Origin of the sequence: Hymenobacter nivis, from assembly GCF_003149515.1 — a bacterium.
GTDB lineage: Bacteria > Bacteroidota > Bacteroidia > Cytophagales > Hymenobacteraceae > Hymenobacter > Hymenobacter nivis.
The window spans coordinates 948,486-973,535 of sequence record NZ_CP029145.1 but is presented as its reverse complement, the minus strand read 5'-3'; the positions used below and the strand labels follow the sequence as shown (position 1 = coordinate 973,535).

Here is a 25,050-nt window from a genome sequence, read left to right as displayed (position 1 = left end):
GTACTTTTTTATACTTTATATCTGAATGCTAACTTTTTTTTCTTTACCTGTGTAATACTTCCGTACTTTATACCCTAATCCTTGATACTATGCCTAAACTTATAGACTACCCCCGTACTACATACGCCAGCGCCTGGGAAGTAGCGGAAGTCGTGGACGACACCGGTGGCAAGTGTGCCCTCGAAACCTGCGCCCGCAAGCTTGACCGCAAGGTTAGCGGCTCATTTAAGGCCATTGTGGGATCGGCCGTTAAGTTTGGGCTGCTCACGAGCAAGCGCGAATTGCTGAGCACCACCACCCTGTTCCGCCGCATCAAGCACGCCTACGACAAGCAGGAAGAACTGCTATTTCACCGGGAGGCCTTCCTAACGCCACCTTTGTTTACACAGCTATGCCGCAAATTCCGCCAGCGGGAATTGCCCGTGCAAATGCTGGACGTAATGCTCATCCGCGAATTCGACGTGGAAGAAATAAACGCCGCAGCCGTGGCAAAGGCTTTCGCAGAAGGTGCCCGCGCAGTTGGCCTGCTCGACGAGCACAACACCGTGGCCGACATTGACCAATTGGCCGCACAGGCTCCGCCCCGCCGCGAACTGGCCTCCCCCACACCGGCGGCAAATTCCTTTCGCACACCGACTGCCAACAGGGAACCCACCAGAAGCGTTGCGGGCATTGAAGGGGGAGAGCCCGCTTTAACACTTAACCCCCCACCTGCGACCCGTCACACCCCAACACCAGGCCCTACAGACGCTGTAGCAAACCTGTTTGGACTCGGAGGGGGCGCACTCGAGATGCCCAACGCAACACCAGTCCCTGCCGCAACTGCTGCACCACAACCGACACCCAACCCACCGGCCGTTCCCCGGGCTGCCTATCCAGCTGCAACGGCCCGGTCCTTACCTGTGCCGGCAATCGTACCTGTCCCAATATCCGGCACCCAGTTCACGATTCACCTCGCAGGACCAGGCATCGACACGCAGCTGGAAATCACCCACGAGGACGATCTACTACTGGTACAAGGGTTACTGGAGAAAATACGACGCCAATTAAGAGTATAATTAACTTGTTTTATAATTATGTTAAGTAACGATTTAGCTTTTTGCCATCAAAAAGGCTCGACTGCACAAATGCGGTCGAGCCTTTTTGATTACGCGGGATTCAGCAGTTAACGCAAACCGAACTACTCTTCGCCCCGCCGAGGACCCAGGTGCCGGAATTGCAACGTGGCCAGCACCTCTGCGAGCGGGACACCAGTGGCAACCAACAACACTATCAGGTGGAATAGCAAGTCGGCTACTTCGCCGGGCAGCGTGTCGCGGTGGCCGGCCACCGCATCAATGACAGTTTCCACGGCCTCCTCCCCCACTTTCTGGGCAATTTTGGGCAAGCCCTTATTAAACAGCGACACGGTATAAGAACCCGGTGCAGCCCCAGGGTTGGCGCGGCGGTCCACAATCAGGCGCTCCAGGCCAGCCAGGAAGCCCACGGGAGCTACCGGAGCCACGGCCTGGCCCGGCTGCTCGAAGCAGCTTATGTAGCCCCGGTGGCAGGTGGGGCCCGCCGGCAGGACGCGCACCAGCACCGTGTCAGCGTCGCAGTCGATGTGCAGGCTCACGACTTCCAGGAAGTTGCCGCTGCTCTCGCCCTTGGTCCACAGGCGGTTTTTAGAGCGGGAAAAGAACGTGACGCGCTGCTCGCGCCGGGTTTGAGCCCAGGCGTCGGCATTAAAGTAACCCAGCATGAGCACCTGCCCGGTGGCGGCGTCCTGGACCACGGCGGGCGCCAAGCCGGTGGCAGCATCGAAGCGCAGCGCATCGAGCGGAACAAGAGTATCGGAAGCAGAGCCAGTGGCCATAGTACAAACAGTAGTAATAGGAACGGTGCGGGCGGATGTTTCGCGCAGCAGACAGCGGGGACCCCCACGCACCAGAAAGCAACAAAGTTCGCCCCGAAGCGCCGCTTGAGCAGCGGGAACCCCGGCGGCCGGGCCCCTACCCGACCGGGCGCATGGCCACGCCTTCGGCCAACAAATAGGTTTTGAGGCGGGCCACCGACAAGTCGCCGAAGTGGAACACGCTAGCCGCCAGGGCCGCATCGGCCCCGCCGGGGGCCAGCACGTCGCGGAAGTGCGGGGCCGCCCCCGCCCCACCCGAGGCTACCACCGGCACGCCCACGGCCGCCGCCACAGCCCGGGTCAGACCCAGGGCGTAGCCGTCGCGGGTGCCGTCGTGGCTCATGGAGGTGAGCAGCAACTCGCCCGCGCCGCGGTCGGCGGCCTCGCGGCACCAAGCCACAGCCTCACGCCCGGCGGCTTGGCGGCCGCCGTGGGTGTATACTTCCCACGCCTCGTCGGCAGGGTCCGCGGCGGCGGCGTTGGTTTGGCGGGCATCCACGGCCACCACGATGCACTGGCTGCCGAAGCGCCGGGCCAGCGCGTCGATCAGCCCCGGCTCGCGCAGCACGGAGGAGTTCAGGCTCACCTTATCGGCCCCGCTCAGCAGCAGAGCCTCCACGTCGGCCACTGCCCCGATGCCCCCGCCCACGGTGAAGGGAATATTGACCTCGCGGGCCACGTTGCGCACCAGCTCGATCAGCGTGCGCCGCTTTTCCACAGTAGCCGTGATGTCGAGCAGCACCAGCTCGTCGATGCCCTCCTGGGCGTAGCGGGCGGCCAGAGCCACGGGGTCGCCGGCATCACGCAGGTTCACGAAGTTTGTGCCCTTGACGGTGCGGCCGTTCTGCACATCAAGGCAGGCAATGAGGCGTTTGGTGAGCATCGGGCAGGATAAAAAGAGGTAAACAAAAGAAAAAGGAACTACGCCGCCGGGGCCCCCACCGCAACGGGCCGGCCGGTGATGGCGTGCCAAACAGCCGACAGCGGCACCAGGCTAGTGATTTCGAGCACATGGGGCAGCGACCGGGGGGGGCCGGTGCGGTTCAGCCACACGGGCCGGATACCCGCCCCCAAGGCCCCCAGCACGTCAGCCGTCCAGTTATCGCCCACCAGCACCGTTTCCGCCGGCCGGGCCCCCAGCCGCGCCAGGGCCAACGCAAAAATACGCGGGTCGGGTTTCGGCACACCCACGTCTTCCGGAGTAATTAGCACATCTACAAATGGATGCATATCCAAATGATGCAGCTTCTCCACTTGCTCCGCCGTGCGGTTGTTGGTGACAATGCCAATGCGGTAGTGCGGTTTCAGGGCTTCGAGCAGCGCCCGAGCCCCGGGCAGCGGCCGGCGCAGCTGCTGGTAGCGTCCGTAATGGGCCTGCGCAATGGCGGGCACCTCGGCCGCTCCCACCCCGTAGGGGCCCAGCAGGCACTCGAACCGGAGCTGGCGCGCCTCATTGTAGGTGTAGCGCCCGGCCAACAGCTGCGCGTGAATTTCTTCCAGCAGCTCACTGTAGTGCTGGTACAAGGCCTCTGGGTCGGCCACCTGCAACCGCGCATCCGCCGCCGCCGTGGCGGCCAGCGCCGCCCGGGCCGTACCGGTGTGGTCAAACAGCGTGTCGTCCAGGTCGAAGAGCACAGTAGTTATGGGCACGGGCGGGGACGATTGGGGCAGCATGGCAATGAGATTTTGTTTAGTCGGCCGCAGGGCCAAGGAGCATCGCTTAACGCGCCAACTCGCCGCGCAATTCCGCCTCCGTAATAGTGCCCTCGTACAAGGCCTTGCCGATAATGGCCCCGGCCATGCCCACCGCCCGCAGCGCAGCCACATCGGCCACGGTCGTAACACCGCCGCTGGCCACGAGCTGCGCCGCGGGGTACTGCTGCCGCAGCGTAGTATAGGTGGCGGTGGCGGGGCCCTGGAGCTGGCCGTCGCGGGCCACGTCGGTGCAGATGAAGGTGGTGGCCCCGGCCGCCAGGTAGGCCTCGATGAAGGCGGGCAGCGTTTGGGTGGACTGCTCCGTCCAGGCGCTCACAGCGATGTAGTCGCCCTTGAAATCGGCCCCGATGATGATCCGTTCGGCCCCGAACCGGGCCAGCCACTCCCCCACCAGCGCCGGGTCGCGGGCGGCGATACTGCCGGCCGTGAGCTGGGCCGCACCCGCCGCAAAGGCCTGCTCGGCCGCCGCCGTGGTCTGGATGCCGCCGCCGAAGTCGATGTGCAGGCCGGTGTGGCGGGCCAGGCGCTCGAGCACCGCCAGCTGGCGCGGCTCCCGGGCCCGGGCCCCGTCGAGGTCCACGAGGTGCAGGCGGGTAGCCCCGAGCTGCTCAAAGTGCTGGGCCTGGGCCAAGGGATCGGCGGAGTAGGTGGTCTGGCGGGCGAAGTCGCCGCCCGTCAGACGCACGCACGCGCCGTTGATCAGGTCGATGGCGGGGATAAGGTCCATATTTTAGCTGTTAGCTGGCAGCTGGTGGCTGTTAGCTTTTTTTTTGATGATGGCCGTTGACCAGGGTAATAAAGAACGCTACCAGCTGACGGCTCACAAGTCGCCGTGCAGGAAATTGCGCAGGATTTGCTCGCCCACGGGACCGCTCTTCTCAACGTGGAACTGCACCCCGTAAAAATTACGGTAACGCACCCCGGCGCTGAACGGCGCCCCGGCCGGGTAGCTGGCCTGGGCAATGGTGTAATCGCCCACCGGGGCGTAGTAGCTGTGCACGAAGTACACGTAATCGGCCGCGCCGGGGGACCCGGCGCCCGCGGGTTCCGCGCCCGGCAGGCCGGTAAACAGCGGCCCTTGCAGGTCATGAAGGTTGTTCCAGCCCATGTGGGGCACCTTATGGGCGGCGTCGGGGGGCGCGAAGCGCACCACCTCAAAAGGCAGCATGCCCAGCAGCTCGGTGCCGCCAGCGGGGCCCTCGTCGCTGCGGCGGCCCAGCAGCTGCATGCCCAGGCAGATACCCAAAAACGGCTGCGTGAGCGTGGGCAGTACCTCGTGCAGGCCAGCGGCACGCAGCGCCACCATGGCCGACGAGGCCTCCCCTTCGCCCGGGAACAGCACCTTGTCGGCCGCCCGCAGCACGTCCGCCTCATCGGTCAGCATTGCCTCCACGCCCAGGCGCTCCAAGGCAAACAACACGGACTGGACGTTGCCGCCCTGGTAATTCACAACCGCTACCATAAACAAATGCGTAATAAACGTATCCCAACTATACACGCATAAAATTAATACATTTGTGCATAGTTGGGCCTGATGCTACAAAATGCCCTTCGTGCTGGGGATGGCCGAGCTGGCATCGCGGACCACAGCCATTTTGATGGCCTTGGCCACGGCCTTGAAGATGGCTTCGATCTTGTGGTGCTCGTTGTCGCCCCGGCAGGAGATGTTGAGCGTGGCCCGGCTGGCGTCGGTAAAGCTCTTGAAAAAGTGAAAGAACAGCTCGGTGGGCAAATCGCCAACCTTCTCGCGCTTAAAATCCGCGTCCCAGACCAGCCACGGGCGGCCCGAGAAATCGATGGCCGCCTGGGCCAGGGCCTCGTCCATGGGCAGCAAAAAGCCGTAGCGGGCCAGGCCGCGCTTATCGCCCAGGGCCTTGTCGAAGGCCTGGCCCAGCGCCAGGGCCGTGTCCTCAACAGTGTGGTGCTCGTCGATGTGCAAATCCCCTTTTACCCTTATGAATAAATCCGAACCACTGTGTTTACCCAATTGTTCCAACATATGGTCGAAGAATCCCAGCCCGGTGTGGATGTTGGTTTGGCCGGTGCCGTCTAGGTTGAGACGGATTTCAATCTGGGTTTCGTTGGTGTCGCGCTGCACCACGGCCACCCGCGCCGGGTAGCGCAGGAAGCAGTAAATTTCGTCCCAATCCGTAGTGCTCAACGCGGCCTCCGCGTCGGGCTCGGCATTGACCAAAATGGCTTGGGCCCCCAGGTTGTGAGCCAACTGCACGTCGGTGCGGCGGTCGCCGATAACGAACGAGCCCGCCAGGTCGTAGCCGCTGGCCGCGCCCAGGTACTGGCCCAGCATTCCGGTGCCGGGTTTGCGGGTGGGTAAGTTGTCGGCCGGGAAGCTGCGGTCGACGTGCTCGGCGGCGAAGCGCACCCCCTCCCCCGCCAGAATGTCCAGCATCAGTTGGTGGGCGGGCCAGAACGTGTCCTCCGGGAAGCTGGCCGTGCCCAGGCCGTCCTGGTTGCTCACCAGCACCAGCTCGTAGCCGGGCAGCTCGCGGGCAATGCGCGCCAGGCCGCTGATGGCCCCGGGCACAAACTGGAACTTGTCGGGCATGAGGCCGTCAATTTGCTGGCTGGGCTGCGGCTCGATCAAAATAGTGCCGTCGCGGTCGATGAACAGGGCCTTCTTCAAGTCAATTAACATTTAACAGGTATCATTTAACAATTACGGCGAGCCCGGGGCCCCGGCGTCAGGCGTTGCCTACCAGGGCCCCCAGGCCGACGTCGGCCGCGGCGGGGTGCTCCTCCCCAATGGCGCGCAGGGCGTCGGCGAGCTGCTCGTTTTCGGCGGGCGTGCCCACGGTCAGGCGCAGGCAGCCGGCGCAACCGGGTTGCGTGGTGCGGTTGCGCACCACGATGCCGCGGGACAGCAACGCGTCGTACACCGCCGTGGCGTCGGGGCGGAAACGGACCAACAGGAAGTTGGCATCCGAGGGGAACACGTGTTCGACCACGGGCAATTCACGCAGTTCTTCCGTGAGCCAGGCGCGACCGGCCAGAATTTGCTGGCGCAGGCCCGGAAGGCGGTCGGCGGCGCCCAGGGCAGCCAGGGCCAGCTGCTGGGTATTTTCAGAGAGGTTGTAGGGCGGCTTGATTTTATTCAGGTAGCCGGTAATTTCCGGCGAGGCATAGGCTACGCCCAGGCGCAGGCCGGCCAGGCCCCAGGCCTTGGAGAAGGTCTGGAGCACCACCAGGTTAGGAAATTCGGCCAGGCGCGTGGTCCAGCTGGGGGCCCCGGTGAAGTCGCCGTAGGCCTCGTCCACCACCACCAGGCCCCGGAACCGGCGCAGCACCTGCTCGACGGCGGCCGGGTCCAGCAGGTTGCCGGTGGGGTTGTTGGGAGAGCAGAGAAAGGCGATTTTGGCCGACGAGCGGGCCAGCTGCTCAATAGTTTCGGGCGACAGCTGGAAGTCGGCCGTGAGCGGCAGGCGCTCCACGCGCACGTCGTTCAGGTTGGCGGCCACCTCATACATGCCGTAGGTGGGCGGCAGCACGGCGATGGCGTCCTGGCCGGGCACGCAGGTGAGGCGCACGAGCAGGTCGATGGGCTCGTCAGAGCCGTTGCCGAGGAAAATCTGGGCCGGGGCCACGCCTTTGAGCGGGGCCAGCGCCGCCTTCAGGGCCCGCTGCTGCGGGTCGGGGTAGCGGTTGAACACCCGGTCGCCGACCGAGCCGAAGCTGTTTTCGTTAGCGTCGAGCATCACCGCGGCCGTGCCCTCAAACTCGTCGCGGGCCGACGAATACGGCTGCATTTTGCGGATGCTGGGCCGCACCAGGGCCCCCAGCTCGAAGGCCGGGACCGCTTCCTCAGTGGCTTCAATTTCTACGGCAGCTTGCTGCTGCTGCTCTTGCTCCAGGCTTTCACGGCGCAGAGCCACGGCGCGGGCGTGGGCGTGCAGGCCCTCGGCTTCGGCCATCGTTTCCACCACCGGGGCCAGGGCTTGCACCCCGGCGGCGGTGAGGCGCTGGTAGGTGATTTTCTTCACGAACGAATCGAGCGACACGCCGCTGTACTGCCGGGCGTAGCCGCTGGTGGGCAGCGTGTGGTTGGTGCCGGAGGCGTAGTCGCCCACGGCCTCGGGCGTGAGGTGGCCCAGGAACACCGAGCCGGCGTTGGTGACGCCGGCGGCCAGGGCCTCGGGGTCGGCCACGGCCAAAATCAGGTGTTCGGGCGCGTACTGGTTGGAGAAGGCGAGCATCTCGGCGGGGCCCGCCAACAGCACAGCGCAGCTCTCGGCCAGGGCCCGGGCGGCCACGTCGCGGCGCGGCAGCGTGGCCAATTGGGTTTCCACTTGCGCTTGCACCTTATATAGGATGTCTTCGGAGTCGGTCAGCAGCACGACCTGCGAATCGGGGCCGTGCTCGGCCTGCGAGAGCAAGTCGGCGGCCACGAAGGCGGGGTTGGCGCTGGCGTCGGCAATGACGAGCACTTCCGAGGGGCCCGCCGGCATATCAATGGCCACGCCGTAGCGGGCGGCGGCCAACTGCTTGGCGGCCGTCACGTAGCGGTTGCCGGGCCCGAAGATTTTGTCCACCGCCGGCACCGAGGCCGTGCCCAGCGCCAGCGCGGCCACCGCCTGGGCCCCACCGGCCTTCACCACCGTGGTGATGCCCAGCAGCTGGGCTACGAACAGAATCACCGGGCTCACCGTGCCGTCGGCCTGCGGCGGGGTACACACCACCACCTCGGGGCAGCCGGCCAGGCGGGCCGGCACGCCCAGCATCAGCAGCGTGCTGAAGAGCGGCGCCGAACCGCCCGGGACGTACAACCCCACCCGCTGCACCGGCACCGATTGGCGCCAGCAGCGCACGCCCGGCTGGGTTTCAATAGGAGCCTCCACCACGCGCTGGGCGGCGTGGAAGGTTTCGATGTTGGCCTTGGCCTGGCGGATGGCGGCTTGCAGCGCGGCCGGCACCTGGGCCCCGGCGGCGGCAAACTCGGCGGCGCTCACGCGCAGATCGGTCACGGCGGCGCGGTCCAGCTCCTGGGCCAGCTGGCGCAGGGCGTCGTCGCCGCCGGCGGCTACCTGGTTAAAAATTTCTTGCACGCGGGCGGCCACGGCGATGCTTTCGGCCGCGGCGGGGCGGGCCAGCAGGGGGCCCCAGGCGGCGGGTGCGGGGGTGCGGTAGGTTTGCATTGCTTTTACAATTAACAGTTATCAATTAACAGTTAACAAGGAGCGATTGTCAACGAGGAATTGAAGGGTTATAAGAGTATTTTTTTCAGCCCATTACCAGTCTAATTCCCTGATGAACAGCTCATCATCAATAATTAACTACCTGTTAAATGTTAATTGATAACTGTTGAATAAAAATCAGGCAATCATTTTCTCGATAGGCAGCACCAGAATGCCTTCGGCCCCGACGGCCTTGAGCTGGCTGGTGATGTGCCAGAAGTCATCTTCCTCCACCACCGACTGCACCGACACCCAGCCGGCCTCGGCCAGCGGCGTCACCGTAGGCGACTTGATGCCCGGCAGCAACCGGCGCACCTCCTCCAGGGCCTCCACCGGGGCGTTCAGGACGATGTACTTGCTGCGCTTGGCCCGGCGCACGGCCTGCATCCGGAACTGGAGCTGGTCGAGCAGGTCTTTTTGCTCGGCGCTCAGGTTGGGCTGGGCAATGAGTACGGCCTCGGAGCGAAACACGGTTTCGACCTCGCGTAAGCCGTTGCCGAGCAGCGTCGAGCCGCTGCTCACAATATCGCAAATGGCCTCGGCCAGCCCGATGCTGGGCGCAATTTCCACCGAGCCGCTGATGGTGTGCAGCTGGGCCTGCACGCCGTGGGCGGCCAGGTAGCGGCCCAGCAGGTGGGGGTACGAAGTGGCGATGCTCTTGCCCTGCAAACTGATCACCGAATCGTAGGCGTCGCCGCGGGGCACGGCCAGGCTCAGGCGGCACTTGCTGAAGCCCAGGGCTTCGACCTGAAGATGGGCCCCGTCGGCTTCCTCCAGTACGTTCTGGCCCACGATGCCCAAGTCGGCTACGCCGTCCTGCACGTAGCCGGGAATGTCGTCGTCGCGCAGAAACAGGATTTCGAGCGGGAAGTTGGTGGCCTCGGTCTTGAGCTTGTACGAGCTGCTGAGAAAGCTGATGCCGCACTCGCGGATGAGCTGGAGGGAGTCCTCGCTCAAGCGGCCGGACTTTTGAATGGCTAAACGAAGCATAAGAAACTTGGTAAGCGGCGGCCCGGTGAGGGCCCCGCGACGACGAGCCGGCGGCGGGGGGGGCCGGCCAATACCGGCCGGCGGCGCCCCGCGCGCATCCCACAAAATGAAAACGGAACAAGAAACCCGGCGCAACGGCGCAGTACGGGCGCGGCGGCGGAGGCGCGGGCTACCGGAGCTGCATCAGCCCCCGGCACGCCGCCCGGCCCCCTACCGATGGTGGTAATGGTGGCCGTGGCCCACAGCGGCGTCCCCGGCCGAAACGGCCGTTGCAGCGAAGCAAAAGAGGAAAGCGAGGGTGGTCATTCTGGCCGCAAAGGTAGTTCGGTTTCCCAAACGGGCAAGGCCGGGCAATTGTTTTGCGGGCGGGGCCGAACTGTGCAATACAGAATTTGTTGGCGCTGTATACACGGCCGCCGGTGGCTGTTGCCTACACCGATTGGTTTAAAGGTGTGGCGGTGGTCCAAAGCGGGGTGATTCCAGCATTTAATTCTGCTTCTTGACACGCTGTTTTCCGCTTTTCTGACGCTATTCAAGTGGTTCCCATCAGAACGCGCTAATAACTGAAAATAGAATATCACCCCACTTTGGACCACCACCAAAGGTGTATTATCGAACGCTTTTTTACTCTGTACAAACTTTTTAATATATAGAATCCACCGTCAGGATTTTGAGGCATCACTCTAATAAGTAATGAATCTCCTACTTCACAATCGAAGGTGGTGTTACCGCTGTTTTCGTATTGCTTTCATTTATATGTATAATTGAATTATATGTTATATTCTCTGCTGAAAACTACGTCAGTAATTACAGCCGGTACAGTTACCCCATTGGCACTAATAATTTTGGTAGTCGTCTAATTTATGGTGATTTGCAGAATCATTAATCAGACTTAGAATTTATTTTTATTTCATGCATAAACCATTGATTAACAATATATTTATCCAATAATTTTTCCTCAAAATCATTATATTAAATAACGAGTTTAGCACCTTGATTTAGACCATTGCCACCCCGCCTACTCCCCCTTGATGCGCGGGTCGAACGCGAAATCCTCCCAGGCCACGAGGCGCACGCGGGCAAAATCGGGGTGCTGGGTGTTGAAGACGTAGTTGAACTCGTGGGCGATGACGGACGAGGGCACCCGCAGCACGGCCGCAGCACGGCGCATGTACCAAGCCGCACCCAGGGGCTGGCAGCGAGCGTAGTGCGCCGGCAACTGCCAATCAGCGGGCAGGTCGGCCAGCGTGAGTGCTTCCACCGCCAGGTCGTTGGGGAAGTCGATGACTACCACCTTGAACAGGTCGCTGAGGCCCTCGCCGCTGCGGTGCACCACGTTTTCGAGGCAGGCCAGGGCCCGGCTGCCGGCGGCGTAGAGCACGAACTGGCCGCGCAGGTTCCAGCGGCCGGGGTTGCCGGAAGCAACCAGGGCGTCGGCGTACTTGGCCAGGCAAATGCGGTAAACTTCCACGGCGGCGCTGCTGGGACGGCTAGGCCAGGTCGCCGTAGGCAATGCGGTCGATTTCCTCCGTTACCAGGTCAATGCCCCCGCTGGTTTCGAGCAGCGCCAGCGGCACCTGGGCCCCCAGGCCGTAGGCGGGCTTGCTGAGCCAGCGCCGGAACGCGGCCGGGGCCCCGAACACTTCTTCGCCGCGGCGGGCCAGGGCCAGCAGCTTGAGCACCTGCTCACTGGCGGCAGGGTTGAGGCGCTTCTTGGCCTCGCGGTAGGTGCGCAGGGTTTTGGTGGTAGTGTGCAGCAGGTCGGCCAGCTCATCGGCGCGGAGATGGAGCACGCTGGCCACATCGAACGCCGTTTTGGCCGGCACGCCGGCGCGCGCCGCCATTACCAGCGCGTAGGGGTCGGCCACGGCGGTGGCCAGGCTCAGCAAGGCGGTAGAGTAAACGGCGGCGCGGGGATGAATAGCGGCGGCAGGCATGGCAACGGCGGGAAGCATTTCCCCAAAGATGGGAACATTTTCCCTAACAACGGGAAAATGTTCCGTTTTGGTTCGGGGCCCCTCCCCTGGCAAACTGCGTGCGGGCCACGGGCGAAAAGAAGCGGAGGCGGCGACCAGGAAAATAAAAAAGAGCCCCGCGTAGGGGTGCGGGCCGGGCCGGGTATCATCCCACCGCGGGGCCCAAGCGGCACCGCTACTCCCTCCTTCCCACACCGCCCGATGCCCCCAGCCTCGTTGCCCCCTGGCCGCCCCGCCCGCCTAAAGTGGGCGGAACATTTTTTCAAGAACCTGGCGCTCGACGCGTTCCTGGCCCTGCGCCGGGGCCGGGTGGGAAACGGCCCGGTTCACCTCACGGCCGCCGACACCGTGGTGTTTCTGCGGCTCAACGGCATCGGCGACGCGCTGGTCAGCACGCCCTGCATCCAGGCCATCAAGAAACGTTTCGGCTGCCGGACAGTCGTCGTCGCCGACGTTCAGAACCACTTTATTTTTACCAACAACCCCAGCGTCGACCACGTCGTCGTGTACCGCAAGGGGCCCCTGGGCTTGTGGCGCGCGCGCCGGGACGCCCAGGCGTTCCGGCCCACGGCGGTCGTCGACTTGCACGAGCAGCTCTCCACCACTGTTAGCCTGCTGGCCGGGGTGCTGAGTGCCCCCTGTAAGGTATCCCTGCGCAAGCGCAACGCCGCGCTCTTTACGCACCCGGTGCCCGACCTGGACCCGGCCAGCCACCACGTGGTGGAACGCTTGGCCCACTTGGGGGAGGCGTTCGGGCCGGCGGGGTGCCCGGGGCCGCTGCGCCTGGCCTACCGGGCCCCGGCAGCGGCCACGCGGGAAGCGCAGGATTTTTTGCGCACGGCCTTTCCGGGTGCGAGCCGCTTCGTCGGCCTCAACACGTCCGCAGGCGGCGATTCGCGGTTTTGGGGCGTCGACAACTACCGCCGCCTGGCCGACGCGCTACGGGCCGACGGCTGGACCCCCGTGGTACTAGCGTCCCCGGCCGACCGGGAGCGGGTAACGAAGGCCCTGGACCCAGCGCCCGTATTTTGTTCCGCGTCCTTCGACGAGTTTGCGGCGGTCATCGGCGAACTGGCGGTGCTGGTGTCGCCGGACACGGCAGCGGTGCACGTGGCGGCGGCCTACGGCATTCCCGTCTTTGGGTTGTACGTGGCCGAGCGCGTGGGCCAACTCAACTGGTACCCCTACGGCAGCCACTACGAATGGATCATCGCCCCCAGCACCATCAAAAACATCCCGTTTGCCGACGCTTGGGCACAGCTGCGTCCCTTTTTGCAGGCGCTGGGACTCCCCGCGCCCACCGCCGCGTGACCGGCTTGCGCCGCCGGGGCCCCTACCCGGCCGCCGGGACGGCCTGCTGGGCGCGCCACTCGGGGGCGAGGATGCTCATTTCCACCAGGCTCCAGTACGTATCGCCGTGGCGGGCCACGTCGCGCAGGGTGCCGTCGGTGTGGAAGCCACAGGCGCGGTAGCAGCGGATGGCGCCGTGGTTAAAGTCGTACACGCCCAGGCCGATGCGGTGCAGCCCCAGCGCTTCGAAGCCAATGCGCAGCAGCGCCCGTACCATGGCCCCGCAGTAGCCGCGGCCACGCGCTGCGCCAGGCCCCACCAACACCCGCGTGATACGCCCCGACCGGTCGCGGGCGCTGATGCTGCCCAGCGAGATGTGGCCCACCGTGCGCCCGGTTTCCACCTCCACTGCCTTGTAAATGAACACGTCGGGCGCGGCGAAGTCGTTGGCGCCGCGGATGTACCAGGCCAAATCGTCGGGGGTGAGCGGGAAGGCGAAGAGCGCGCCGCACCACGCGCTGAGCAGCTGCTCGGTATCGATCCAGGCGATGAGCTGGGCAAAATCGGCGGGGCCGAAGGGTTCTAGCGTAATCATAGCAAGCAAAAGCCGCGTAAAACCCCAAAGTAAGCACCTGGCGGCCGGGGGGACTATTCCGTAGCCGCGGCGGCGGTCGGCGGGCGGGTCGAAAGTGCTCCTCGGACCTACCGGGGCGCGGGTTTTGGGCAGGCTTTGTAGAACGCCGTGGCCAGGCCCGTGGCGACGAGAAAACCGCTCGGCCCAGCCATAATTCCAGCCGTGGTAAGCACCCGAAATGACCAAGCCCACGACTGAGGCATGCGCTTCAACGTGCTGAGCTGCTACAACGCCCCCACCAACGACTTGCCCGCCACGGCCCGCGTAGACCGCCTCGACGCGGCCCACGTCATCGATACGCTCGATGCCTGGGCCGCCACCCGTAGCCGCCCCACCGTCCTCGTCCCCGACAATGCCCGCATTCCACCACGCGGGGGATTGCCAGGCCCGCCTGGCGGCATGGAAAGACCAAGACCTGCACCTTATTTAACTGCTTACTAGTGCTTAGTCAGGCAAATTAGCTGCCCTAATTTTCCGATAGTGTCGGTCGAGTTTGACGCGGGCTTTTTCGAGGGTGAACTGCCATTTTACGGTGGCCCGCGCCGCATTACGCTCAGCCACGCAAGCGGCGACGTGGGCCGTGAGTTCGTCTTGCGTGGGGATGCGCTGGTGCAGGCACTGGCGGGCGATGGCCGAGCGTTCGAGTTCGACCATGTTGAGCCAGGAGGCATTTTTAGGCGTGTAATGCACCTCGAAGCGAGCGGCTAGCACCCGCGCTTCGGCCGCCGGCAGGTGCTGATAGAAGACGGCATCGGTGTGGGTGTTGAGATTGTCCTGCATCAACACGATTTTCTCGGCCTGCGGGTAGTGAGCGGCCAGTTGCTGCATAAAGCGGCAGTAGTCGGCCCCGGTGCGGCGGGCGGAGACCTCGACCAGGCGCTGGCCCGTGCCCGGCTCGAAGGCGGCCAGCAGGCAAGCCGTGCCCTGGCGCACGTAGGTGTTGCTCTCGCGGCGGGGCCGCCCGGCTTTGGCCGGTTGCTTGCCCACCGCCGGTTGGGCTGGCACCGGGGCCAGCGGTTCGACGGGCTGGCCGTGGAGCACGCAGGGCCGCTCATCGAAGCAGACAACGGGAAAACGCGCGTCATAAGGCCGTTCGTAGACGGCCAGTACGTCCTCCATCCGGGCTACGAAGGCGGCGTTCACCGCCCCCAGGCACCAGTGCTGCTGGCGGTGAGGCGGCAACTCGTTTTTTTGAGCACCTGGCTCACCGTCTCGTGGGAAATAGTTTCCACCAGTTCCAGCTCCACGGCTTTGTCGGCGAGCAAACGCAACGTCCAGCGGCTGTGGCCTACCGGGGCCGGGGTGCAGGCCAGAGCGGTGAGGGCGGCCCGCTGGGGCCCGTCGAAGCGTGGGGGCGTGCCACTACGCGGGGCCTCAGATAGCGCGAGCTCCCAGCCGCCCGCTTCGTAGCGGCGGCGCAGCTCACTGACGGTCTGCCGACTCAGGCCGATGGCCTTACCGGCCGCCTGTTGGCCGATGCCCGTAGCTAAGGCCAACAGGGCCTGGGCGCGGCGTACGGCCCGCACCGGGCGGCAGCCCGTGCGGGTGAAGTTTTCGAGGGCAGCCTGGTCGGCGGCCGCTAGGATAAAAGGAGTGATTGGTCGGGCCATACCAGGCCAACCTAAACTACCTGTATTCTGTTAGTCAACTTCGCTGACTCAGCAGTAGGCCCCACCTCACTAAAATCGAAACCCGCTGGCGCAAGATAAAATACGAGTGGCGCCGCCCCGAAGCCTACGCTGATTTCAAGACCCTCAGGACCGCCGTCTGGTACATTCTTGACCGCGCCGGCTCGAAATATACTATCCAGTTTACCCCCTAACATTATGCAGATAATTATGGCCGGTTACTTAGTTGACTCGTATGTTGCGTACTGGAAAGCCATTAGCAGCACCTAAACGGTACTTTAATCGAGTAAACCTCGGATACCGCTTTTTTACCAGGTGAGGGCCTGAGCTAACAATAGGCTCACTGGTACCCAAAAAGGGTCTTTTTCGTGCTCAATTATCCATTTATCGCCTTCAGGCAGCGGGCAAATGCGCCTTTTGGAACAAGCTTTTAACCAAGGCCACGAATGTGAAACGAGCAGCGCCGAAGCCACTTTGTATTTGTCCAGTATTCGACACCTTATCCGTAAATTTTAACAGACCCTAAGTTTGCCCACGACCTGAAAACGGGCAAACACGCCAAAGCACATTCACTCCCGGGTTTGCTGCTTACCATTCTAGGCTTAAAAAAGCTAGTGCTGAGCCACTGTTCGACAAATCCGCTAAAACGCGCTAAGCATAGCGCCCTGCTCTCCTTTTTCCGGTCCAGGCAACCGCTGGTCTTCATACCGCATCTGGCGTTCCGTCCGGTGCCAGCTGTTCAGCGCTGGTGCGCGGTCATTTTTCCTCTCACCTCCTGTCACGCTGCGTATGATGCTCACTCGTTCGCTGCCTACCACCGCTCGCCTAGCCGGCGGCTGCTATTTGCTTACTATCGTCACGGGCATGGTGGGGGCGCTGCTGGCTGCCCCGCGTGCCAGCACGCTGGCCACACTGCTTTCGTTTGGCTTCTATCTAGGGGTCACGCTGTTTATGTACCGCTTGCTGGTAGCGGTCAACCCCCTGGTTTGCAGGTTGGCAGCTGGTCTCAGCCTAGCGGGGTGTCTACTGGGGATATTGGATGCGCTGGGGCGCAGTCCCGTAGACGTCAACTACCTGGTTTTCTTCGGCGGCTACTGCCTGCTACTGAGCTACCTTATCTGGCGCTCCCAGTTACTGCCGGCTTGGCTCGGCGGGCTACTAGCCTTCTCCGGCCTGGGCTGGCTGACGTTTTTCTCCCCTTGGCTCGTGCACCACGTGGCCCCGTACCCGATGGTTTCCGGGCTGGTGGGGGAGGGAGCCCTGACCCTGTGGCTGTTGGTGGGCCGGCTGTCACCGGTTCGGCCGCCCCAACCAGTGGCCGTTTCCGAAACCAACCGCCGAAATACGAAGCAGGCAACTCTGTAACCAAGCTAGGACTTACGCAGTCAGAGGTAAATCAGGCAAAAAATGCCCACCCTGCTCACACAAAGCAAGTGCGCAGATTACCTACTGAGTACGCCAAGAAACTACACGTGTACGCATCTAGCGGCGCATCTGCCCGACGTCAGTCACGACCAGGTGAATCGGTTCTTGCGCGGTAATCAGTTTTCTTCTAGTTAATTGCGTCAGCTCGTACTACCGCTGCTCTCCGATTCACCGGGAGCTTTTCTGGTGGTGGACGATAGCGTGCAAGACAAGCGCTATCGTAAGTCCATCGCAGTAGCCAAGCGTCAACACTCCGGCAACGTGCACGGCATGGCCACCGGGATTGGCCCGGTCAATTCGGTATACAGCAGCGGCGGTGGCGGCGATTTTGTACTCCTGGATTTTCGGCCTTACGCGCCGGACCAAGATACGAAGACCACAAACGACCATTTTCTGGACATGTTCCAGCAGGTAGCAGCAGAGGGCAAGTTGCTGGCGCGCACCATTTTATTTGATTCCTGGTATGCGGGCAGCACGGATCTGAAAAAGGTTCATCGGGCCGGTCGGATGTTTTTCACGACCCTGAAAAGCAACCGGTTCGTGAATTTGAGCAAAGAAACCGGGTGCCAAAAGTTGGATTCGCTCGAACCACCTGCTCCGGGCTGGAGCAAGGGCGTGGAAGTGCGCCTGCAAGAGGTGCCGTTTGGGGTGAAATTATTCAAGCTAGTGGCCACAAACGGTGACATTAAATGATTCATTACCAACTAGTTGCTGGCCCTCACGCTACTGCTCCCCGCTCGCCTAACCCGGTGGCTAAACTTCGGACTGGGGCTCCTATACACCAGCATTATATTACTGGTGATTCAGGACAGCTGGCCCTTCTACCAGTTCTATAGGGGATTTAAAATAGTCCTGACGGGCCTCATCAGCGGGCTGGCCTGGTCCTAGCCCACCCAAGCCAGCCCGCTGGGGGAAGCGCCTTACACAGTCTCCGGTAGCTAATAGGACAGAGTCAGTGGTTTTGCCCTATTTGGAGTCCGGTCAGAATTCGGAGGATATCGCACGTCAAGGGAGATGAATAGGAAAGGCCATCTTTAATCGTTCGCCACGGCTGGCTACGGGCGGCCGGGACAGAACAGATTCCTTATTCACTTGCCGGTCTTTACAGTACTTTGATGGCTGAACCAGTTAGTTGTACACTTTTTGGAGCCTTACCAATAGTTTCGGTCGGGTTCCCCTGACTCAGCACGTAGGTATACAGAAAAACCCGCATTTTAACAAGCCCTTGACAGTGCGCAGGAGGCTGTTTTGGAAGACTTAACGTGCTATGTTTCCGCTTACTGAGAGGACCCCAAGAAGAACCCTTGCACGGCGAACATAACTTTTCCGACCAGCCCCTGCCAGCGAGAACTCCGTCTGAGATGAACCTGATTGCAACTTAACTGCCACCGGGCGGACTCGCGTAGCGCCGAGTTGGTTTTTTTACCCCGTTCATTTAGCAACACCCGGCTTCATGAGCATGGCCATCTTTTTTCTATCCCCCCATCGCTGATAAGCAGTTAAGAGAGCCGCTTATCAGATTCGGGTTTAAAACTGTCATCGCTGGCTTTACCAAACTCCCTGATGGTAAGAAATACAAAAACCATGAACGATGGAACGACCAAGACAGTAAATATAAGAATATCTACGTTATCCATATTATTGCTGTTTTTTCAGATTAAGGTATACAAGAAACAATATCATAGTTGGGGGCCATAACCCCATAAATATCGCCCGGTCATGGTCCTTTAAGACCAAGTAGTAGTACTCCGATACGAATATCAAAAATACGGCTAGAGACAGAATGATTAATTCTGACAATCTAAATCTTTTTAGCATGGCTCGCTCGAAAATAATGATTTTATTGCTAGTTACGTCCCTGCAAACAGCACCTCCAAACCATGCTCGCCCCGGATTGTTTCTGGAAAATCGAAAGTATCCATATAATTCGCTTGAAAAAGAAGCTCAACACTGCTTTTATTTGTCACAAAGCATTAGAAGCTGTTTAAGCTAGCTTTTTTAAATTAACTAACTGATTTTCAAATAAAAGATATTTTTCGCCTGCCCTTCAACCCAGCCGCTGGCCCTTGCTTGGCATAAAGTTGGCCCATTAGCCGCAACGTTTACTGCGGAAGCACCTCATTGATACACCAGCAGCTTTTTTTGAATGTGACTAACTTAAAACAGCTTCTTAGACATTGAAGCTGTTTTAAGTTAGTCGGCTTTTGGTTAATTTTTCGCAAAAACAGTACGGCGAAGGCCATCCAGTGCCAGGCGGACCAATTACCGACGCTGGTCTCGTCGCGCACGAGCAAGGTTTTGAAGCTGTCGAACCAGGCATTGGCATGTTCCACGACGGTGCGGCGCCGGTAAAGTTCGGGGTCGAAAAAGGTGCCGTCGTTGGTCTGCCAATCCGCTACCCGCTGGTTGCGGGCGATGTTGGCCCCGATGTCGCACTCGGCACATGCCTGGCGAAACGCTTGGGTATCGAAGGTACTATCCGCGTTGATAGACAAGTCCTTAAGGGGGATGTCAGCCGCTTCCAGTAGCGTACAAAGTTCAGTAAACAACTCGCTTAAGTGGTAGCTGTCGTGGTGGTTGTTCGCCTGCGGGGTGGCGCAGGCCAGGGGCTGGCCCTGGTTGTCGGCCAGGAACAGGACCGTGGTGGTGCGGGCCCGTTTGCGGGCCTGGTAGCCGATGGCCGCGCCCCCATTTTTGGCCGGCGTGTGGCTGCCGTCGGGTTGGACGCTGGAGCAGTCGAGGTAGGCCTTGTTCTGGCGCAGCAAGTGGAGCCACATGCGCTGCCACGAGCCGTCTTTACGCCAGGTATTGAAACGGGCATACACGCCTTGCCATGTACGGGAAACCCCCGCAAAAACTGTTTGACAGGCAGAAAACGCCACTGGCAGCCGGTCTTGAGCTTGTGCAAAATGACTTCCACGCGTTCGGTCGGGTCCACGGCGGAGGGCCGGCCTTGCGTGGGAAAGGTGAGCGAGGGCGGAGTCCAGGTGCGGATGATATCTTGGGGCAGAACTTCCACAAAGTGCGAGGAAAAAGAGTGTTACAACTCAAATCTTGCCCTTTTTTTGGAGGTCCTTTCTGCTTTCTAAGCAGCTTCAACGCTCAGATTTATGTACACCTTCGGCATTAATTAAAAATTAGAAATGATGGCTCTTGGAGACTTTTAGTGAAGCAGCTGCATAGCGGATAGGCGGTGAATCACAACCTATTTAATTTCAGCAATTTATGCCACAGCAAATGCTCAAATTGCCTCAGCTCCACTAAAAGTCTCTAAGAACCATAATGATAAATTAAAAGTCTCACCTTCAGAATTTTTATTTATCATTATATACATGTGCACGGAAACCGCCTTAAGCGGCCGCAGGTACTGAATACGCGGGGCCGGGCGCGGCTGGGCGCGCCCGGCCCCGGTCCGGTTTCGGCGGTAGCTCCCGGACCGGGGCCCAAACGTCGCCCGCTAGAAGCGGGCAATGGCGCGCAGGTTCACCACGCGCTGCGAGAGGAAGTTGGGCACGGCGTAGGTGCGGCCGTTCACGTCCTGCAAGTAGCTGTAGCCCGACACGTTGTTGGCGCCCAGCACGTTCAGCACTTCCAGGCCCAGCCACAGGCTTTGCAGCGCGTAGCGGTACGGGGCTGGGGCGCTGCGCAGCGACACGACCTTCGAGAAACCCAAATCGACGCGCAGGTAATTGCGCTCCAGCACGCTGAGGCCGCGCAGGTCGGGCAGGTTAGGCGGGCTAAAGGGCAGGCCGGTGCCGAACACGGCGTTCACGTAGCCGCGCACCGAGGGGTTGTCGGGCAGGTGGTCCTGGAAGAAGATACCCAGCGTCACGCGCTGGTCCTGGGGCCGGCGGATGTAGCCCTTGGCCTCGCGGGTAATGACCGCAGGCTGAGTGGAGGTGGCGGGCGTCGTCACCCGGTTCACCGAGTCGCCGTCCACGTTTTCGCGGGTTGTGAGCACGCCTAGGCTGAACCACGACTCGGCCCCGCGCACAAACTCGCCGCTGAGGCGGGCGTCGAAGCCGGCGGCGTAGGCGCGGGCATTGTTCTTAGCGAAGTAGCGCAGGTGTACGTTGTCCACGTCGTAGGGCACCACGTCGGTAAGGTACTTGTAGTAGGCTTCGGTGGTGAGCCGGAACGGGCGGCCGCCCCAGGTGTAGGTTTCCTCGCGGCCCACAATGAGGTGGTACGAGCGCTGGGCGCGCAGCTCGGGGTTGAGCACGCCCTGCTGGTTACGCAGTTCGCGGTAGAAGGGCGGCTGGGCGTAGGCCCCCAGCCCCACCTTGTAGGTGCGGCGCGGGTGGCGGCGGCTGGTTTGGGCGTACTGCACGCGCGGGCTCCACACGAGCTGGCCGTTGGTGGTCCAGTAATGGGCGCGCAGGCCGTAGGTGAGCGTGCGCAGGCTGTCGGGGCGCCAGGTATCCTGCACATATCCCTGGGCGCGAGTGCTTACCAGGGCCAAATCCGTGCGCAGGCGGGTGCGGCGCGCATCGGGCACGTAGCCGGCCGAGTCGGCAAAGCTGTACTCGTCCAGCGTATCGTTGATTTTCTCGCGGCCGATTTTAGCTCCCGCCCGCACGGTGTGGTGCAGGCCGGGCGTCCAGCGGGTGCGGGCCTCGGCCGTAAATACCTGGGCCGTAAGGGAGTTGCGGGCGTGCTGGTACTGCGCACCGATGTTGCGCTGCCGGATGGCCTGGTTGAAATCGGGCGAGTTGGGGTCGCGGTTCACGTCGGCCAGCCGGTAGGCCGCCTCCACGTCGCGGTACTCAAACTCCCGCGACACCAGCGCCGAGCCCAGCAGTTCGCCCTGCCAGTTGGGGGTAAAGCGGTGCTTCAGGCTGAGGCCGCTCTGGTAGGTGTCGTACTGCATCCGCTCGCGCCCCTGGTAGTCGATGAACACCCGCGTGACCTGGTTGGGGTTGGTCGAGAACGTGGCCTGCCCGGTTTCGGGCATGAAGCGGTAGTCATTGTGGGCTACCACGCCCAGCAGGCCCAGGGTGGTGCGCTGCACGTCGCCCCGGGGCCCCAGCCCGATGTTCACGAAGGCCTGCCCGTCGAAAAACGTGGGGTTGTAGCCGCCCTGCGCCTCGCGCAGCGAGGACAATACGTAGCGGGCATTTTTGTAGCGCACACCGGCCAGGTAGCTTACGCGGCCATTTTTGGAGCGGGCCTCGGTATGCACCGCGCCGCCCACCAGGCTGCCGGTGGCGGAGGCGGCAAACTGCTCGGGCTCCTTATAGGTCACGTCGAGCACCGACGAGAGCTTGTCGCCGTACTTGGGCTGCCAGCCGCCGGCGCTGAAATCGACACTGCGCACCAAGTCGGGGTTGATGAAGCTGAGCCCCTCCTGCTGCGCCGCCGTGACGAGGAACGGCCGGTACACCTCAAAGCCGTTGACGTACACCAGGTTCTCGTCGTAGTTGCCACCGCGCACGTTGTAAGTGCTGCTCAGCTCGTTGTTGCCCACCACACCAGGAAGGGTCTTTAGTATCATGTTGAAATCGCCGAACGCCGAGGGCAGTGTCTTCACGTCGCGCGGGTCGATTTGGGTGAGGCTGACTTCCTCGCGCGGGTCGGCCGCATCGCGGCGGGCGCGCACCGTCACGTCGCCCAGCGCCTGCGGGTCGGGGCGCAGCACGAAAGCCAGCGGGCGGGCCGCGTCGGCGGGCAGCGCCAGGGCCCGGCGCAGCGGCAGGTAGCCCAGGCGGCGCACCACCAGCACGGCGGCCCCGTCCCGCCCGGGGGCCCGCACGGCGAGCGCAAACGTGCCGTCGACCGCGGTGGTGGCGCCCCCGGCCTGGCCCAGCACGGCCACCGTGGCCAGCGCCAGGGGCTGGCCGGCGGCGTCGCGCACGGTACCGGTGAGCACCCGCGTGCCCGGCGCGGGGGCCCCGGCGGGGGCCGTTTGGGCGCGGGCGGCCGGGGCCCCGGGGCCCAGCAGCGCGGCGGCCAGTGCCAGCCCGGCCAGCAGCGGCCGGCCGCCACGGTTCACAAACACAAGCAAGTAAGGGTGCGGCAAGGGCGGGCAGAAAAGCAGGGCAGGAAGCAGTGGGGCACTAACGGCGCGGGGGCCCGGCTATTGCCGGCCGCGGCCGGCGGGGGCGTTGTCGGCCACGGCGGCGTCGAGCTGGGCGCGCAGGGCGGCCAGCGCGGCCACGGGGCCCCCGGGCGACGAAAACACGAAATTACCGGCCACCAGCACGTCGGCGCCGGCCTGCACCAGAGCCCCGGCATTGTCAGCGTTCACGCCGCCGTCCACTTCAATCAGGGCGTCGGAGCCGGTGTCGAGCAGCAGCTCCTTAAGAGCGGCGATTTTGGCCAGCGTGTGCGGGATGAACGCCTGGCCCCCGAAGCCAGGGTTGACGGACATCACCAGCACCACGTCGAGGTCGGCGGCAATGTCCACGAGCACCGAAACGGGCGTGGCCGGGTTGAGGGCCACCCCGGCGCGGCAGCCCAGCTGCTTAATTTGCTGCACCACGCGGTGCAGGTGCGGGCAAGCCTCGTGGTGCACCGTGAGGCCGGCGGCCCCCGCGTCGCGGAACGCGGCCAGATAGTTTTGCGGCTCCTCAATCATCAGGTGTACGTCGATGGGCTGCCGGGCGTAGCGGGCCACGGCTTGCAGCACGGGCAGGCCAAAGGAGATGTTGGGCACGAAGCGGCCGTCCATCACGTCGAAGTGCAGCCAGTCGGCGGCGCTGGTGGCCAGGCGCTCGGTTTCGGCTTGCAGGTTGGCCAAATCGGCGGCCAGGAACGAAGGGGCCAGCAAAGGGGCCCGGCGCGGGTGCATCATGCGGGCAAAGGTAACGTGCCCGGCCCGGGCCCAACCCAACCGGCCGGGGCTGGTTTCCCGTACTTTGCGGGCGACGGGCCCCCGGGGCCCCGGCCGTTGCTTTTTTCCTTCGCCATTTTATCTCGCATGAAAACCCTCGTTTTAGGAGCTACCGACAACCCCGACCGCTACGCCTACCGCGCCGTGCACGCCCTCCAAACCCACGGCCACGAGGTGGTGCCCGTCGGCATCCGCAAGGGCGCCGTCGGCGGCCTGCCCATCCGCACCGACCGCCCCCAAGAAACCGGCGTCGACACCGTAACGCTGTACGTGGGGGCCCAAAACCAACCCGGCTGGTATGACTACATCCTGGGCCTGAAACCCCGCCGCATCCTCTTCAACCCCGGCACCGAAAACCCCGAACTGGAAGAATTAGCGCAAAAGCAGGGCATCCAAACCGAGGAGGCCTGTACGCTGGTGCTACTCTCGATTGGACAGTATTAATTATGCCTTTCTAAAAGGGAATGATAGAACGCTTAAAAACTTTAGCAATTTCGGCCGCTAGAGAAGGCAACACGGATGTAAATGATGACAAAGAGTATGTAGCTATTAGGCGAGTTCTAATGGCTGAACCTGAATTAAGAAATCGTCTACCTAAATTTCTCCTCATTGCTAGTAACCTCAGGGAGGTACGTCAGGAAATGCAGGAAATTAGTCCTAAATGGAAAGACCGGGAACGATTCATCAGAGAAGAATTAAGCCCGCTACTAAACGGTGTCATTTCCCTGCAACGTGACCCATTTACAGAAGTAGTTGCTACCACTGACCTTTCTAATTTAGCTACGCTACCACAGGATATACAGCAGAAGGGAAAAGAAGGAGCAGACTGCTTTGTCTACCTCTTTTGTATTGAAAATTCTATTAGGGAGTTCATCCTTCAGGTTACAGGAGACACAGGCATTAAAGTGCCTAAACCTGTGCAAGTTAAAATTAATACACGTAAGCTAAGCGAGGCTACTCGCAAGTATTTACCGGTCAGAGGCAACTCAGATGTGTACTACTGTGATTTCATCGAACTAGCTGATATTGTTAAAGCTAATTGGGATGTATTTGCTCAATATTTTCCCAGCAAGAACGAGCATTGGTTTACCTCCATGATGGGTGAATTGTACGCTGTGCGGCTTCTTATAGGCCATAACAGCGCGGTAGGTAATATTGAGTTGCAGCAATTAGATGTTTTCTATAGAATCTTGATGACTTACCTCAAGTTAGATTGAATGAACATTACCATACATGCCTGCATTTCAACCTGCGACAAATAATTAGGACCCACGGAAAATAGTCGAAGTACTGTGCATAAGAAAGCTATGCTATGGCCACACTGTCGAGGCTTTTTCGTCGGTAGTCTAGTTTGAACCGGGGTTTAATTCCGCGCCCCGCACGCGGCTTCTTTCAACCCCAACCATAACAAAGCCACCCCCACTGGCCGTATGACTACCCACCGCGGCCCGCCACCTCCGGGTTGTTTCCTCTTTC

Annotated in this window: 22 protein-coding genes and 1 pseudogene; 7 read left to right on the top strand and 16 right to left on the bottom strand. The window is 61.9% G+C overall.

Features of this window, described 5'->3' with window-relative positions; all coding sequences use genetic code 11:
- The first annotated feature begins 89 nt into the window (after window positions 1-89).
- A complete protein-coding gene (locus DDQ68_RS04210) occupies window positions 90-1,058 on the top strand; it encodes a hypothetical protein (RefSeq protein ID WP_109655124.1) in 969 nt (322 codons plus the stop codon).
- 122 nt (window positions 1,059-1,180) lie between these two features.
- Here the strand turns inward: DDQ68_RS04210 and hisIE are convergent, their stop codons facing one another.
- From hisIE to DDQ68_RS04160, 10 genes are all read right to left on the bottom strand, one after another.
- Window positions 1,181-1,855, bottom strand: coding sequence for a bifunctional phosphoribosyl-AMP cyclohydrolase/phosphoribosyl-ATP diphosphatase HisIE (gene hisIE, locus DDQ68_RS04205; protein ID WP_109655123.1), 675 nt, complete (start codon window positions 1,853-1,855; stop codon window positions 1,181-1,183).
- A gap of 136 nt (window positions 1,856-1,991) precedes the next feature.
- Entirely contained in the window at window positions 1,992-2,777 is a 786-nt protein-coding gene (gene hisF / locus DDQ68_RS04200; RefSeq protein WP_109655121.1) for an imidazole glycerol phosphate synthase subunit HisF, read from the bottom strand.
- Between the two features lie 38 nt (window positions 2,778-2,815).
- Window positions 2,816-3,544 carry an HAD family hydrolase gene (locus DDQ68_RS04195; protein WP_162549822.1) on the bottom strand — a complete coding sequence of 243 codons (729 nt, stop codon included), beginning with the start codon at window positions 3,542-3,544 and terminating at the stop codon, window positions 2,816-2,818.
- Between the two features lie 70 nt (window positions 3,545-3,614).
- A complete protein-coding gene (locus tag DDQ68_RS04190; RefSeq protein WP_109655116.1) occupies window positions 3,615-4,337 on the bottom strand; it encodes a 1-(5-phosphoribosyl)-5-[(5-phosphoribosylamino)methylideneamino]imidazole-4-carboxamide isomerase in 723 nt (240 codons plus the stop codon).
- 93 nt (window positions 4,338-4,430) lie between these two features.
- On the bottom strand, window positions 4,431-5,072 hold the full coding sequence (hisH, locus tag DDQ68_RS04185) for an imidazole glycerol phosphate synthase subunit HisH (RefSeq protein WP_109655114.1): 642 nt from the start codon (window positions 5,070-5,072) through the stop codon (window positions 4,431-4,433).
- A 75-nt stretch (window positions 5,073-5,147) separates the two neighbouring features.
- Window positions 5,148-6,254 carry a bifunctional histidinol-phosphatase/imidazoleglycerol-phosphate dehydratase HisB gene (hisB, locus tag DDQ68_RS04180; RefSeq protein WP_109655112.1) on the bottom strand — a complete coding sequence of 369 codons (1,107 nt, stop codon included), beginning with the start codon at window positions 6,252-6,254 and terminating at the stop codon, window positions 5,148-5,150.
- 58 nt (window positions 6,255-6,312) lie between these two features.
- Window positions 6,313-8,760: a histidinol dehydrogenase gene (gene hisD / locus DDQ68_RS24380; RefSeq protein ID WP_342767434.1), complete on the bottom strand. Its 2,448-nt coding sequence runs from the start codon at window positions 8,758-8,760 to the stop codon at window positions 6,313-6,315.
- A 177-nt stretch (window positions 8,761-8,937) separates the two neighbouring features.
- Window positions 8,938-9,789: an ATP phosphoribosyltransferase gene (gene hisG, locus DDQ68_RS04170; RefSeq protein ID WP_109655110.1), complete on the bottom strand. Its 852-nt coding sequence runs from the start codon at window positions 9,787-9,789 to the stop codon at window positions 8,938-8,940.
- Window positions 9,790-10,807: 1,018 nt separating this feature from the next.
- The gene (locus DDQ68_RS04165) at window positions 10,808-11,260 is read right to left on the bottom strand and encodes an RES family NAD+ phosphorylase (protein WP_109655108.1); all 453 of its coding nucleotides are present in this window, start codon (window positions 11,258-11,260) and stop codon (window positions 10,808-10,810) included.
- A 19-nt stretch (window positions 11,261-11,279) separates the two neighbouring features.
- Entirely contained in the window at window positions 11,280-11,744 is a 465-nt protein-coding gene (locus DDQ68_RS04160) for an Xre family toxin-antitoxin system antitoxin (RefSeq protein WP_245897285.1), read from the bottom strand.
- Between the two features lie 222 nt (window positions 11,745-11,966).
- On the opposite strand from DDQ68_RS04160, the gene DDQ68_RS04155 reads away from it, so the two are divergent.
- Window positions 11,967-13,076 carry a glycosyltransferase family 9 protein gene (locus tag DDQ68_RS04155; protein WP_162549821.1) on the top strand — a complete coding sequence of 370 codons (1,110 nt, stop codon included), beginning with the start codon at window positions 11,967-11,969 and terminating at the stop codon, window positions 13,074-13,076.
- A 22-nt stretch (window positions 13,077-13,098) separates the two neighbouring features.
- Here DDQ68_RS04155 and DDQ68_RS04150 read toward each other — a convergent pair whose 3' ends face one another.
- Window positions 13,099-13,650: a GNAT family N-acetyltransferase gene (locus tag DDQ68_RS04150; protein WP_109655107.1), complete on the bottom strand. Its 552-nt coding sequence runs from the start codon at window positions 13,648-13,650 to the stop codon at window positions 13,099-13,101.
- Window positions 13,651-13,890: 240 nt separating this feature from the next.
- Between DDQ68_RS04150 and DDQ68_RS22525 the strand changes: the two genes are divergently transcribed.
- The gene (locus DDQ68_RS22525; protein WP_162549820.1) at window positions 13,891-14,130 is read left to right on the top strand and encodes a hypothetical protein; all 240 of its coding nucleotides are present in this window, start codon (window positions 13,891-13,893) and stop codon (window positions 14,128-14,130) included.
- 3 nt (window positions 14,131-14,133) lie between these two features.
- Here the strand turns inward: DDQ68_RS22525 and DDQ68_RS04145 are convergent, their stop codons facing one another.
- Entirely contained in the window at window positions 14,134-14,871 is a 738-nt protein-coding gene (locus DDQ68_RS04145; RefSeq protein ID WP_162549743.1) for an IS630 family transposase, read from the bottom strand.
- The gene (locus DDQ68_RS04140) at window positions 14,829-15,299 is read right to left on the bottom strand and encodes a helix-turn-helix domain-containing protein (protein WP_109654405.1); all 471 of its coding nucleotides are present in this window, start codon (window positions 15,297-15,299) and stop codon (window positions 14,829-14,831) included. The genes DDQ68_RS04145 and DDQ68_RS04140 overlap by 43 nt, the downstream gene beginning before the upstream one ends.
- An 807-nt stretch (window positions 15,300-16,106) precedes the next feature.
- Here DDQ68_RS04140 and DDQ68_RS04135 point away from each other — a divergent pair.
- Window positions 16,107-16,682, top strand: a complete 576-nt coding sequence (locus tag DDQ68_RS04135; protein WP_109655105.1) for a DUF4386 family protein — start codon at window positions 16,107-16,109, stop codon at window positions 16,680-16,682.
- 51 nt (window positions 16,683-16,733) lie between these two features.
- Window positions 16,734-17,432 (top strand): annotated as a pseudogene (locus DDQ68_RS04130) (transposase); the annotation flags it as partial.
- 1,412 nt (window positions 17,433-18,844) lie between these two features.
- Here DDQ68_RS04130 and DDQ68_RS04115 read toward each other — a convergent pair.
- The 3 genes from DDQ68_RS04115 to rpe all read right to left on the bottom strand — a co-directional run bounded on the left by DDQ68_RS04115 (window position 18,845) and on the right by rpe (window position 23,532).
- Window positions 18,845-19,567: a transposase gene (locus DDQ68_RS04115; RefSeq protein WP_245897284.1), complete on the bottom strand. Its 723-nt coding sequence runs from the start codon at window positions 19,565-19,567 to the stop codon at window positions 18,845-18,847.
- Window positions 19,568-20,199: 632 nt separating this feature from the next.
- Window positions 20,200-22,761, bottom strand: coding sequence for a carboxypeptidase regulatory-like domain-containing protein (locus DDQ68_RS04110; RefSeq protein WP_109655097.1), 2,562 nt, complete (start codon window positions 22,759-22,761; stop codon window positions 20,200-20,202).
- A gap of 57 nt (window positions 22,762-22,818) precedes the next feature.
- Window positions 22,819-23,532 carry a ribulose-phosphate 3-epimerase gene (rpe, locus tag DDQ68_RS04105; RefSeq protein ID WP_109658308.1) on the bottom strand — a complete coding sequence of 238 codons (714 nt, stop codon included), beginning with the start codon at window positions 23,530-23,532 and terminating at the stop codon, window positions 22,819-22,821.
- Between the two features lie 129 nt (window positions 23,533-23,661).
- On the opposite strand from rpe, the gene DDQ68_RS04100 reads away from it, so the two are divergent.
- Window positions 23,662-24,018, top strand: coding sequence for a CoA-binding protein (locus tag DDQ68_RS04100; protein WP_109655095.1), 357 nt, complete (start codon window positions 23,662-23,664; stop codon window positions 24,016-24,018).
- A gap of 20 nt (window positions 24,019-24,038) precedes the next feature.
- On the top strand, window positions 24,039-24,791 hold the full coding sequence (locus DDQ68_RS22520; RefSeq protein WP_162549819.1) for a hypothetical protein: 753 nt from the start codon (window positions 24,039-24,041) through the stop codon (window positions 24,789-24,791).
- Window positions 24,792-25,050: the final 259 nt, after the last annotated feature.